Source organism: Rhizobium sp. BR 250, assembly GCF_047445855.1.
In the GTDB taxonomy this organism is placed as follows: Bacteria; Pseudomonadota; Alphaproteobacteria; order Rhizobiales; family Rhizobiaceae; genus Agrobacterium; species Agrobacterium tumefaciens_I.
The window spans coordinates 228,487-241,482 of record NZ_JARWKW010000005.1 but is presented as its reverse complement, the minus strand read 5'-3'; the positions used below and the strand labels follow the sequence as shown (position 1 = coordinate 241,482).

Here is a 12,996-nt window from a genome sequence, read left to right as displayed (position 1 = left end):
GCCTTCTTGCGGGAGAGGGGATGGAGAACCCCTTTTCCTGATATCAGGAGTGGTAAGCGGCTTCGCCGTGGGTTGCGAGGTCGAGACCTTCGCGTTCGGCTTCGACCGGGACCCGAAGACCAACGATCACGTCGACGATTTTATAGAGGATAGCCGAGACGACGGCGCACCAGACGATGGTGATGGCGACGGCAACGAACTGGGTCCAGACCTGCGAGGCGATGGAGAAATCGGCCTTGCCGGTGCCGCCAAGCAGCGGCGAGGTGAAGATGCCGGTGCCGAGTGCGCCGATGATGCCACCGATGCCGTGGACGCCGAAGACGTCGGCAGTATCGTCATAACCGAACTTGTTCTTCACCACGGAGACGAAGAAGTAGCAGATCGGCGAAACGATGAGACCGAGAACGATCGCACCCATCGGGCCGACGGAGCCGGCAGCAGGCGTGACGGCGACGAGGCCGGCGATCATGCCCGAGGCGGCGCCCAGCATGGAGGCCTTGCCGCGGGTGAAGCTTTCAACCAGCGACCAGGAAACGATGGCTGCAGCGGTTGCGAGGAAGGTGTTCATGGTTGCGAGAACCGCACCACCCGATGCCTCGAGGTTGGAACCGGCGTTGAAGCCGAACCAGCCGAACCACAGCATGGCCGCACCAACCAGCGTCAGCGTCATGGAGTGGGGAGCCATCATGTCCTTGCCGAAGCCGGTGCGCTTGCCAACCATGATCGCACCGATCAGGCCAGCGATACCGGCATTGATGTGAACGACGGTGCCGCCGGCGAAGTCGAGAGCGCCCATGCCGAAGATCAGGCCGTTTGCATCCCAGACCATGTGTGCGATCGGGAAATAAACGAAGGTGGCCCACAGGATGGTGAACAGGATGACCGCGGAGAACTTCACGCGTTCTGCAAAAGCACCGATGATCAGGGCCGGGGTGATGGCCGCAAAGGTCATCTGGAAGGCGATGAAGGTGTATTCGTAGATCACGACACCCTGCGAGAAAGTCGCGGAGGTGCTGTCAAGCGAAACGCCCGACAGGAACAGCTTGCCGAAGCCACCGAAATAGGGGCCGGTGCCGCCGCCGAAGGCGAAGGAGTAGCCGTAGATGACCCAGACGAGCATCATGACCGCGCCGATGACCGTGCACTGCATGAGAACGGAGAGCATGTTCTTGGTGCGGACCAGGCCGCCGTAAAACAGCGCCAGGCCGGGAATGATCATGAACAGCACGAGGATGGTCGCGACATACATGAAGGCGGTGTCGGCTTTTTCCGGAACAGGAGCCGCTGCCGCCACTGCCGGCGCTGCGTCCTGGGCAAAGGCGATGGCCGGGGCCATCAGGGCCGTCGCTGCGGCGCCCAGCTTGCCGAGCGTCAAAAACTTGTTGAGTTGCATAGTTTGAAAACTCCCCTGTCAGCCGTGCTTTAAAGCGCTTCTGTGTTGGTTTCGCCGGTACGGATGCGCACGGCCTGTTCGATAGAGTAGACGAAGATCTTGCCGTCACCGATCTGCCCGGTCTTTGCCGCAGACGCGATCGCCTCGATGGCCTTGTCGACGACGTCGGACGGAACCGCGATCTCGATCTTCAGCTTGGGAAGGAAGCTCACCGCATATTCCGTGCCGCGATAAATCTCGGTATGCCCCTTCTGGCGTCCGTAACCCTTTACCTCGGTCACGGTCAGGCCCTGGATGCCGACGCCGGTAAGCGCTTCGCGCACTTCATCCAGCTTGAACGGCTTGATAATGGCCATCACAATTTTCATCTGGTTTCCCATCCTTTGTTTGTCCTCGGCACGGAGCCGACTCTCCTTGCCGCTGGCAGATCAGTAACAGCGACTGCGGACATACATTCAAAGGGCGTGCCAGTTTTGGATGTGCACGTAACTTATTGAAATATAAAACTTATATGACGGACGTCTGAAAAAGGGGCATTTGTCGCCAAAAAAAGCGTCCATAAAATGTGCGATTTTTAGAAAAAGCACATTATTTAATCATTTGCCCTTTTGCGGATCAGACCCTCCTGCGCGACGGAGGCGACCAGTTCACCCTGTCTGGTGAAAATATTGCCACGGGTCAGGCCGCGCGCGCCGGATGCACTGGGGCTGTCCTGCGTGTAAAGCAACCAGTCGTCCAGCCGGCAGGGGCGGTGGAACCACATGGCGTGATCGAGGCTCGCCACCTGAATGGATGGATCGAAGATGGTCGTGCCATGGGCGTAGAGCGAGGTGTCGAGCAGCGTCATATCGGAAAGATAGGCGAGAATGGCCGATTGCAGACGCGGATCGTTCGGCACGTCGCCAACGGCGCGGACCCAGATATCCTGCTGCGGCTCCAGCTTTTCCTTCGAGATATAATGGGTCAGCGAAACCGGCCTTATCTCGATAGGCCGCTTGTTGCTCCAGTATTTGCGGATGGAAGCGGGCGCCTTGGCGAGGAAGGCCGCCTGCATCTGCTCCTCGCTCATCAATTTTTCGGGCGGCGTCACATCAGGCATCTTGATCTGATGGTCGAAGCCGTCCTCGAAGATCTGAAATGACGCCGACATGGAAAAAATCGCCTTGCCGTGCTGGATGGCGACCACGCGGCGGGTGCAGAAACTTGCGCCGTCGCGGATACGCTCCACCTGGTAGACGATAGGCACCAGCGGATCGCCGGGGCGCATGAAATAGGCATGCAATGAATGCACGAAACGGTCGTCATCCACGGTTCTTTGTGCGGCGATCAGGGCCTGTGCGATGACCTGGCCGCCAAAAACCCGCTGCCAGCCGATCTGCGGGCTTTCCCCGCGGAACAGGTTCTCTTCCAGCTTTTCGAGATTGAGCGTGGCGATGAGATTGGCCATCGGGTCTGACGTTTGCGAGGGATGCGACATTTTTTCGGCCTGCTCCGGCTGTAGGAAGACGTCACATGGTCTATAGTGCGCCGACGATGCGTGCACAAGATTTGAGGAGAAGCGCGATGCTGGACGTGGTGGTCGCAGGTGGCGGATATGTCGGTCTTTCCGTTGCTGTCGCAATTAAGCAGGCGGCCCCGCACCTTGATGTGCAGGTGGTCGAGGCCGCTCCCGAGGACGTCTGGAAGAAGGATATGCGCGCCTCCGCCATCATTGCCGCGGCCACGCGCATGCTCGATGTCTTCGGCATATGGAACGAGATCGAGCCCGAGGCTCAGCCGATCCACAAGATGATCGTTACCGATTCGAAGACCGCCGATCCGGTTCGCCCGGTGTTCCTGACCTTCGATGGCGCGGTGGAAGCGGGCAGGCCTTTTGCCCATATGGTTCCGAACGTCGCTCTGGTGGGTGCCTTGCGTGGCCTGTGCGAGCGCCTCGGTGTCGAAATGCGCCATGGTCTCAGCGTTTCAGGCTTTACCGCAGGGCCGCAATTGACGGCCATTGGCCTTTCGGACGGCTCGTCGCTCGAAACGCGGCTGCTCATTGCCTGTGACGGGGTTCGCTCGGCGCTCAGGGACATGGCCGGCATCAAGACCGTGCGCTGGGATTACGACCAGTCCGGCATCGTCACCACGGTCGAGCATGAGCGACCGCATGAGGGCTGTGCTGAAGAACATTTCCTGCCCTCCGGCCCCTTCGCCATTCTGCCGCTCAAGGGAAACCGTTCCTCGCTCGTCTGGACCGAACGCACGGCCGACGCCGAAAGGCTGGCCGCCTCCGACGATCTGGTATTCGAGGAAGAGCTGGAGCGCCGGTTCGGCCACAAGCTCGGTCCCGTCCGCCCGGTTGGTCCCCGCCGCGCCTTTCCGCTCGGTCTGACACTGGCGCGCTCCTTCGTTGCGCCACGGTTTGCGCTTGCGGGTGATGCGGCGCACGGTATCCATCCGATTTCCGGACAGGGCCTCAATCTCGGCTTCAAGGATGTGGCGGCGCTCGCCGAAACCGTGGTCGAGGCCGACCGTCTCGGTCTCGATATCGGCTCTCTCAACGTTCTTGAGCGGTATCAGTCCTGGCGTCGTTTCGACACGCTGCGCATGGGTGTGACGACGGATGTGCTGAACCGGCTTTTCTCCAACGATGTCGGACCCATCCGCATCATGCGCGATTTCGGTCTGGGCGTGGTGGATCGTTTGCCGGGTCTCAAATCCTATTTCATCGGCCAGGCCGCCGGCACGACAGATGCGAACGCGCCGCGCCTTCTTGCCGGGGAGGCGCTCTGACCTGACCCTTCGCCGGGCGGTGGAGAGGTCTCCTGACGATTGTCGCTTGACAGGCTGTTGGGGCATTCTCTGTCTTTTGCCGGTCACGGAAAGCTGAATCCGGGCAATGACTTACCCGGATTCACAATCTGGTATGAGGTATGGCTTCTCCAACCAGATATTGCGGAGAACAAAAGCGGAATCAGGCTGAGTCAGCGATTCGTATTCGATTCGTTCGCAGACTGTTCCGCAGCCGAATCGATTCCATTTTCGCCGGATTCTTTTTGAACCTTCAAGTCACTGAATATGAACGGAAAATTCGTCTGCGAAATCCTCCTCCGCTACTTTACGGGTGAGGCCTATTGCCTTTGTCGGCGGGCATTGCCATGTGTGGTGCGTGCGGCCCGCATCTGTGATGATTGGCGGTACGACAAGCAGATGAAGTCGATTCGCGGATACTACGTTGAATTTTCGCCCCATGATCCTGAGCGGCCGCGGTGTCACGGCCGTTCTCGGCCCCACCAATACCGGCAAGACCCATTACGCGATCGAGCGTATGGTCGCGCATGGCAGCGGTGTCATTGGCCTGCCGCTGCGTCTTCTGGCGCGGGAGGTCTATACCCGTCTGGTCGAGAAGGTGGGGGCGCCGAATGTGGCGCTGATCACCGGCGAAGAAAAAATCGCGCCGCCCAAGGCCAAATATTCCGTCTGCACCGTGGAAGCCATGCCGCGCGAGACGACTGCCGCTTTCGTCGCCATCGACGAGGTGCAATTGGCCGGTGATCTTGAGCGCGGTCATATCTTTACCGACCGGGTGCTGCATCTGCGTGGGCGGGAAGAGACGCTGCTTCTGGGGGCGGGCACGATGCGCCCGATCCTTGAAAAGCTGTTGCCCGGAATAACCGTGGTGGAGCGGCCGCGCCTGTCGCAGCTTTTTTATGCCGGCCAGAAGAAGATCACCCGCCTGCCGCAGCGCACGGCGATCGTCGCCTTTTCCGCAGACGAGGTTTATGCCATCGCCGAACTGGTGCGCCGCCAGCGCGGTGGAGCGGCGGTGGTGCTCGGCGCGCTTTCGCCGCGCACGCGCAATGCGCAGGTCGGGCTTTATCAATCGGGCGACGTCGAATATCTGGTGGCGACGGACGCCATCGGCATGGGCCTCAACCTCGATGTCGATCACGTCGCCTTCGCGCAGGACCGCAAATTCGACGGTTACCAGTTCCGCAATCTCAATCCGGGCGAGATCGGCCAGATCGCCGGCCGCGCCGGCCGTCATCTTCGCGACGGCACATTCGGCGTGACGGGTCGCGTCGATCCGTTCGACGACGAGTTGGTGGAGCGGATAGAAACCCATCAGTTCGATGCGGTGAAGGTTCTGCAATGGCGGACGAAAAACTTCGATTTTTCCTCCATCGCCAATCTGCGCACGAGCCTTGATGCCGCCCCGACGATCCAGGGGCTTTCGCGCGCCCTGCCGGCCATCGACCAGCAGGCGCTGGAATATCTGTCGCGCTACCCCGAGATCATCGACGTGACGACGACGGATGCGCGGGTAGAAAAACTCTGGGAGGCCTGCGCGCTGCCCGATTATCGCCGCATCGCCCCCGCACAGCACGCCGATCTGATTTCCACGCTTTATTTCGACCTCGTCAAGCGCGGGGCGGTGAACGAGGATTTCATGGCCGAGCAGGTGCGCCGCGCCGACCGCACGGATGGAGAGATCGATACCTTGTCTGCGAGGATTGCGCAGATCAGAACATGGACTTATGTATCGAACCGCCCAGGATGGCTTGCCGATCCGACACACTGGCAAGAAAAGACTCGGGAAATCGAGGATCGATTGTCCGATGCGCTACATGAAAGGTTGACGAAACGCTTTGTTGATCGCAGGACATCTGTGCTCATGAGGCGCCTGAGAGAGAATGCGATGCTTGAAGCTGAAATCAGTGTAAATGGTGATGTCTTCGTAGAAGGCCATCACGTCGGCCAATTGGCCGGGTTCCGGTTCACACCGGTGCCGGGAATGGAAGGGCCGGATCAGAAGGCCGTGCAGGCTGCAGCGCAGAAGGCGCTTGCGCTCGAATTCGAGGCGCGTGCCGCGCGTCTGCATGCCAGTGGAAATGGCGATCTCGCTTTGAGCTCCGATGGTCTGGTGCGCTGGTTGGGCGAGCCGGTTGCCCGCCTTTCGGCCGGCGACAACATCATGAAGCCGCGGGTGATCCTGCTTGCCGACGAGCAGCTGAACGGCAATGCCCGTGATCACGCGCTTGCGCGGATCGAGCGTTTCGTCAACCACCAGATCGCGACCGTGCTGAAGCCGCTGGATGACATTTCCCGCGCCGAAGACCTTCAGGGTCTGGCGAAGGGGCTGGCGTTCCAGCTCGTCGAAAATCTTGGCGTCCTGTTCCGTCGCGACGTTGCCGAGGACGTGAAGTCGCTTGATCAGGATGCGCGCGCTTCCATGCGCCGCTATGGTGTGCGTTTCGGCGCCTATCATGTCTTCCTGCCCGCGCTTCTGAAGCCCGCTCCGGCGGAGCTCGTCACGCTGCTTTGGGCGCTGAAGAATGATGGCCTCGGCAAGCCGGGTTATGGCGATCTCATTCCGGTGCTGGCCGCAGGCCGCACCTCGGTCGTGACAGATGCGAGCTTCGAGCGGATGTTCTACAAGCTTGCGGGTTTCCGTTTCCTCGGAAAGCGCGCTGTGCGTATCGACATTCTCGAGCGTCTGGCCGATCTCATCCGTCCGCTACTTCAGTGGAAACCCGGCCAGCAGCCGCGCCCGGAAGGTGCTTATGACGGCCGCCGTTTCACGACGACGACCGCCATGCTTTCCATTCTTGGCGCAACGCTCGATGACATGGAAGAAATTCTCAAGGGCCTCGGTTACCGTGCCGATCAGGTAACGGCCGAGGAGGCGCAGGCCTTCCTCGCGAGCCAGGCTGGTGCTGCCGCTCCTGCCGTCGCAGAAGCGGTGACGGGCGAAGACGAAAGCGCCGAGACCGAGCAGGACGAGCCCGCTTCCGAAGAGCAGCAGGCCGAAACGGTTGCTGCCGCTGAAGGCGAAGCTTCCGAGGCTCCGGTTGCGGAAGCTGCCGGTGAAGAGGTTGCCGCAAGCGAGACCGCTTCTGCCGAAGGTGCTGAGCCTTCCGAGCCGAAGCCCGTTCTTCTGTGGCGCCCGGGTGGCCGCAACGAAAATCAGCGTGGCGAAAACCGTCGCCCTGGCCATCGCGGTCAGGGTCGTGAAGGTGCACGTGAGCAGGGTGAGCGTCGTGGTGAAGGCCGTCGCGACAATCGTGACGGTGCAAATCGCGAAGCGGCCAATCGCGGTGGCGATGGCGAGCGTAAGCGTGACGGTGGTCGTCCCGATCGCGGCAACAACCGCAACAATGATCGTCATGATCGCGGGGAGCGCAAGGACCGGCCGGAACGCAACGACCGTGGCGGAAAGCCGCAGGGTCAGCAGCGATTCGAAGCCAAGCCGCCGCGCAAAGAGAAGCCGATGGATCCGGATTCGCCTTTCGCAAAGCTCGCTGCGCTCAAGGAGCAGCTGAAGAAGTAAGCCCATGGGAAGCAACGAACAGCCACTCGAAAGTACGCGACAGCGTCTGGACAAGTGGCTGTTCTTTGCCCGCATGGCCAAATCCCGGTCGCTGGCCCAGAGCTATATCCAGTCGGGCCAGGTGAAGGTCAACGGCACTGCCATCCGCCAGCCCAGCCACATGCTGAAGGTGGGCGACAGGCTGGAGATCGGTTTCGAGCGGATGGACAGGGTGCTCGTCGTCAAATCCGGCGGAGTGCGACGTGGACCTTATGAGGAAGCCCGGCTTCTTTATGACGACCAGACACCGCCGCGGGAGCCGTCCGACAGGCTCACCCCTCTCGAGCAGGCGCTGCGTGAGCCCGGTAGCGGGCGTCCGACCAAAAAGGAGCGCAGGGCGCTCGACAGGTTTCTGTCTGACAGTGACAGAAACAAAGATTAGAATAAACCTCCAGGTCGCATCCGTTTTTCAGAATTGTTATCCTTGCTATCTGCAAGCAAAGGCATTACGTCACTTGCGAAATTGCCCTGTCTGAATTCCGGGCGACGGCTTGTGTTCCGAAGCCCAAAGACCCGGCCTGCATATTCTGGAGTTCATCATGACATATGTCGTGACCGACAATTGCATCCGCTGCAAATATACCGATTGCGTTGAGGTCTGCCCCGTTGACTGCTTCTACGAGGGTGAAAATTTCCTCGCCATCAATCCCGATGAATGCATCGATTGCGGTGTGTGCGAACCGGAATGTCCCGCTGAGGCCATCAAGCCCGATACGGAGCCGGGTCTCGACAAGTGGCTGAAGCTCAACGCCGAATATGCCGCGATCTGGCCGAACATCACGATCAAGCGTGACCCCATGCCGGAAGCCAAGGAAATGGACGGCGTCGAAGGCAAGCTCGAGCTTTATTTCTCTGCTGAGCCCGGCAAGGGCGACTGACCTCAGATTTAAGAAGTCCCGAACCAACATTTGAAAAGCCCTCGTTGCATCAGCACGAGGGCTTTTGTTCATCCGCCTCGGCCGGACTGAAGTGTGGTCGACAGCAATGTCAGAAGGGCCACGCTTTCCTCCAGGCTTTGCCGCTGGCGGCTTTGCAGGATGGCGGCCTGCAGACGGTTCATCTCGCGGGCGATCGCCGCTGGCTGCCATGTCCGCAGCGCTCTTTCGATAATCGGTTTCCGGCGAAAATGGATATGGCGTCCGAGCGTCTGCATGACCTGACCGGCCTGCTGCTTTTTCTCATCCATTTCGGCCCGCATCTGGTCGAGCAGCTGGAATTGCTTGAGGCAGCCCTGAAGGACGAGGAAGATCGGTGTTTTTGATGAAATGATCTTCTGGGTGGCGTGGAAAAAGGCGTTCCTGTCGCCTTTCAGGATGGCGTCGACGGCATCGTCGGCGGAAACGGTGCTGGCATCGCCGATGATGGCCAGAACGTCATCTTCCTCGATTACCTCCGCACCCCGGGCATAAAGCGCAAGCTTGCGGATTTCGTTGCGCGAGGCGATGCGGTCGCCGCCGAGCGATTCGATCAGTCTTTGCCGTGCAGCCGGCGCAATGCGCAGACTATCTGCGGAGAGTTCCTGATCGATCAGTGCATTCAAGGATCGTGCATCGTCCGCATAACAGGGGATTGCGGCGATCGAGCGCGCAGGTTCTGCGATCTTGCGCAGCCCTGTGCCCTTTTTGACATCGCCCGCTTCGATGATCAGGAAGCTCGCCTCCGGCGGCGTGTCCGCCAGAATCTGGAGGGCGTCCACCAGCGCCTTTTCGGCGGAGGCGCCTTTGACCCACACGAGTTTTTCACCGCCGAAAAGGCCGATGGCGTTTACTTCATCGAGCAGGCGGCCAGGGTCACCCTGCAGATCAGATGCGGTCAGTTTCAGCGATGCGAAAGCATCATCGGGATCGATGCCGGTCTTTTTGGCGATGACGCCTGCCCGCTCCGATACCAGGCCACGATCCGGACCGTAGAGCACAAAAACGCGAAAGCGCTCCGCCGGATTTTCGGCGAAGCGCTCAAACTCATGCGACTTTATCTCCGCCATGGCCGCCGCTCTCAGCGGCCGAGGGTGGCGGCGATATCGGTGCGGATGATTTCAGCCAGTTCGCGGGCCGCACGGTTCTCGGCATCGCGGGTTGCCCGGATCTTGGCGAATTCCTGCTGCGGCAGATCCACCTGCGCCGTCACGCTGCGGCGCGCGGAACGCAGAATCTGACCGTCGGAAATGCGCGTCAGGACATATTGACCGCTCATAACGACGCGGCCGGGGTAGGGGCCGTCGTAATTGTTGTTCGAACGGGTCGTCAGATCGTAATTCTGCACTTCCGTCGAGGTGGCACTCGAACTTACGAAAACCTTGACGTTATACTGGGCCGTGGCCGGTTGGCCCGCGCCGCCGGCCATCAGGAAGATCAACTGGTTGCGGACTTCCTGACCAGCTCGGCCACCGGTCTCGGAAATGCTGACGGCCGCCAGCCTTTCCTTGGTCCCGGAAGCCTCGCCGTAAAGCGGGCGCACCTGGCAACCCGCCAGAAGAGCAGCCATCATCACGACGGAAATTGCTGCCGCGACGCGGCTCCATCTTGAAAAAACGTCAGACAACAATGTTCACAATCCTCTGCGGAACCACGATGACTTTTTTGGGCTCGCCACCGGCAAGAATGGATTTGACGGCATCCAGCGCAAGGGCGGCCGTGCGGACCGCATCTTGATCCGCATCACGCGCGATTGTCAATTCGCCGCGCTTCTTGCCATTGACCTGCACCGGCATGACCACGTCGTTTTCCTCGACCAGCGAAGCCACGAAGGTCGGCCACGGCGTCTGGGCCACGAGTCCCTCATTGCCCAATGCTGACCAGCATTCTTCTGCCAGATGCGGCGTCATGGGGGCGATGATGCGGATGAGGATTTCGACGGCATCGCGTGCCGCCGCCTTGACGTCCTCCGACTTGCTGCCGGAAGCGACATCCGCGAGCGGACCGGCCAGCGCATTGACCAGTTCGTAGATGCGGGCGATGGCCTTGTTGAAAGCCAGCTTGTCCAGATCGTCCTGAACGGCCTTCAGGGTCTTGTGCGCCGCCTTGGAGGCTGCCAGCCCTTCGCCTTCGGTCGCCGGCTTCGGCTTCACGCCCTTCAACTCTTCAGCCGCTTCACCGATGATGCGCCAGACGCGCTGGACGAATCGGTTCGCACCTTCGACGCCGGCTTCCGACCAGATGACATCGCGATCGGGCGGCGAATCCGACAGGACGAAGAAGCGTGCGGTATCGGCGCCATAGGATGCGATGATGTCATCCGGGTCGACCACGTTCTTCTTCGACTTCGACATTTTTTCGATGGAGCCGATCTTCACCTCTTCACCGGAAGAGAGCAGGAACGCCCGGCGCGTACCGTCATTTTCCTCGATCCTGAGATCGGCAGGCGGCACCCATTCGCGTGTCATGCCTTCGCCGCGGCTGTAGGTCTCATGCACCACCATGCCCTGCGTGAACAGGCCCTTGAAGGGTTCCTTGACGTCCACATGGCCGGTCTCGCGCATCGCGCGGGTGAAGAAACGCGAATAGAGCAGATGCAGGATCGCGTGTTCGATACCGCCGATATATTGATCCACCGGCAGCCAGTGATTGGCGACCTTCGGATCGGTCGGCGCGTCTTCCCAAGGCGCGGTAAAGCGCGTGTAATACCAGCTGGAATCGACGAAGGTGTCCATCGTATCCGTCTCGCGGCGCGCGTCATGGCCGCATTGCGGGCAGGAGACATGGCGCCAGGTCGGATGGCGATCCAGCGGGTTGCCGGGCACGTCGAAAGTCACGTCGTCGGGCAGCTTGACGGGCAGGTCCTTTTTCGGAACCGGCACGACGCCGCAGACTTCGCAATGGATGACCGGGATCGGGCAGCCCCAATAACGCTGGCGGGAAATGCCCCAGTCGCGCAGGCGGAAATTGACCTTGCGTTCGGCCTGCGGCGTATTGCCCAGCGTCTGCGCCGACAGCTTCTGCACGACGGCTTCGAAGGCGTCCGCCGTCTTCATGCCGTTCAGGAAACCGGAATTGATCATCACGCCATCATCGGTGAAGGCGGTGTCGTCGATGGTGAAGTTTGCTGCATCCGGGCCTTCGGGGGCGACGACCGCCACGACCGGCAGGCCGTATTTGCGAGCGAAATCCAGGTCGCGCTGGTCACCGGAGGGGCAGCCGAAGATCGCGCCGGTGCCGTAGTCCATCAACACGAAGTTGGCGACATAGACCGGCAGTTCCCAGCTGGGGTCCAGCGGATGCATGACCTTGACGCCGGTATCGATGCCCTTCTTTTCCGCGGTTTCCAGCGCTGCCAGCGAAGTGCCATGGCGGCGGCATTCATCGCAGAACTCGGCAATCGCCGGGTTGTTCGCCGACAGTTCCTTTGCCAGCGGGTGGTCGGCGGCGATTGCCAGGAAGGAGGCGCCGAACAGCGTGTCTGGACGCGTCGTGTAGACAGTGATGTCGGAGAAACCTTCCGGAGCCGTCTCAGTGACGGTCTGCCAGCGCAGCGACAGGCCTTCGGAGCGGCCGATCCAGTTCTTCTGCATCAGGCGCACTTTTTCCGGCCACTGGTCCAGCGTATCCAGCTCGTCCAGCAGGTCCTGGCTGAAATCGGTGATGCGGAAGAACCATTGCGTCAGTTCACGCTGTTCGACCAGTGCGCCGGAACGCCAGCCGCGGCCGTCTATGACCTGCTCATTGGCCAGAACCGTGTGGTCGACCGGGTCCCAGTTGACCTTGGACTGCTTGCGGTAAACCAGGCCCTTATCCATGAAGTCGACGAACAGCGCCTGCTGGCGGTGGTAATATTCCACGTCGCAGGTGGCGAATTCGCGGGTCCAGTCCAGCGACAGGCCCATGGATTTCAGCTGGCCACGCATGGTGGCGATGTTCTGGTAGGTCCAGTCCTTGGGATGGACCTTGTTCTGCATGGCCGCATTTTCGGCGGGCATGCCGAAGGCGTCCCAGCCCATCGGGTGCAGGACGTTGAAACCGCGGGCGCGCTTGTAACGGGCGACGACGTCACCCATGGCGTAGTTGCGGACATGGCCCATATGGATGCGTCCCGAGGGATAGGGAAACATCTCTAGAACGTAATATTTCTCGCGCGGATCGCTGTTGTCGGTGACGAAAACCTTGTCTTCGTTCCATTTCTGCTGCCAGCGCGGCTCGGCGTCGCGAGGATTGTAACGTTCGATGGCCATTGTCTAAAATTCCGGGTATCGAGGGGAAAAATGTGCGCTGACCTTCACCATGAAACGACCGGGGCGTCAAGTTTGGCGGGACAT

10 protein-coding genes are annotated in these 12,996 nt (G+C 60.5%); 4 read left to right on the top strand and 6 right to left on the bottom strand.

The genetic code is table 11. From position 1 onward, the window contains the following. Window positions 1–43 precede the first annotated feature (43 nt). The 3 genes from QD336_RS10425 to tesB all read right to left on the bottom strand — a co-directional run bounded on the left by QD336_RS10425 (window position 44) and on the right by tesB (window position 2,870). Complete coding sequence (locus QD336_RS10425; RefSeq protein WP_499170553.1) at window positions 44–1,393, bottom strand: ammonium transporter; 1,350 nt, start codon at window positions 1,391–1,393, stop codon at window positions 44–46. A gap of 29 nt (window positions 1,394–1,422) precedes the next feature. After that, window positions 1,423–1,773 (bottom strand): P-II family nitrogen regulator, encoded by a 351-nt coding sequence (locus QD336_RS10420; RefSeq protein WP_269347210.1) that lies wholly within the window; start codon window positions 1,771–1,773, stop codon window positions 1,423–1,425. Between the two features lie 212 nt (window positions 1,774–1,985). Beyond that, entirely contained in the window at window positions 1,986–2,870 is an 885-nt protein-coding gene (gene tesB / locus QD336_RS10415) for an acyl-CoA thioesterase II (protein WP_499170552.1), read from the bottom strand. Window positions 2,871–2,956: 86 nt separating this feature from the next. Here tesB and QD336_RS10410 point away from each other — a divergent pair, with 86 nt between their 5' ends. The 4 genes from QD336_RS10410 (at window position 2,957) to fdxA (ending at window position 8,626) form a co-directional block, all read left to right on the top strand. Then, entirely contained in the window at window positions 2,957–4,171 is a 1,215-nt protein-coding gene (locus QD336_RS10410) for a ubiquinone biosynthesis hydroxylase (protein ID WP_499170551.1), read from the top strand. 457 nt (window positions 4,172–4,628) lie between these two features. After that, complete coding sequence (locus QD336_RS10405) at window positions 4,629–7,709, top strand: helicase-related protein (RefSeq protein ID WP_499170660.1); 3,081 nt, start codon at window positions 4,629–4,631, stop codon at window positions 7,707–7,709. Between the two features lie 4 nt (window positions 7,710–7,713). After that, window positions 7,714–8,130 (top strand): RNA-binding S4 domain-containing protein, encoded by a 417-nt coding sequence (locus QD336_RS10400; RefSeq protein WP_499170550.1) that lies wholly within the window; start codon window positions 7,714–7,716, stop codon window positions 8,128–8,130. A 157-nt stretch (window positions 8,131–8,287) separates the two neighbouring features. Then, window positions 8,288–8,626: a ferredoxin FdxA gene (gene fdxA, locus QD336_RS10395; RefSeq protein WP_004444038.1), complete on the top strand. Its 339-nt coding sequence runs from the start codon at window positions 8,288–8,290 to the stop codon at window positions 8,624–8,626. Between the two features lie 68 nt (window positions 8,627–8,694). Here fdxA and holA read toward each other — a convergent pair whose 3' ends face one another. Genes holA through leuS form a run of 3 tightly spaced genes read right to left on the bottom strand, consistent with a single transcriptional unit; the run spans window position 8,695 to window position 12,912 of the window. Then, on the bottom strand, window positions 8,695–9,732 hold the full coding sequence (gene holA, locus QD336_RS10390; protein ID WP_499170549.1) for a DNA polymerase III subunit delta: 1,038 nt from the start codon (window positions 9,730–9,732) through the stop codon (window positions 8,695–8,697). A gap of 11 nt (window positions 9,733–9,743) precedes the next feature. After that, window positions 9,744–10,289 (bottom strand): hypothetical protein, encoded by a 546-nt coding sequence (locus tag QD336_RS10385; RefSeq protein ID WP_499170659.1) that lies wholly within the window; start codon window positions 10,287–10,289, stop codon window positions 9,744–9,746. After that, window positions 10,282–12,912, bottom strand: a complete 2,631-nt coding sequence (gene leuS / locus QD336_RS10380) for a leucine--tRNA ligase (protein ID WP_499170548.1) — start codon at window positions 12,910–12,912, stop codon at window positions 10,282–10,284. Before leuS ends, QD336_RS10385 begins: the two co-directional genes overlap by 8 nt. Between the last annotated feature and the right edge of the window lie 84 nt (window positions 12,913–12,996).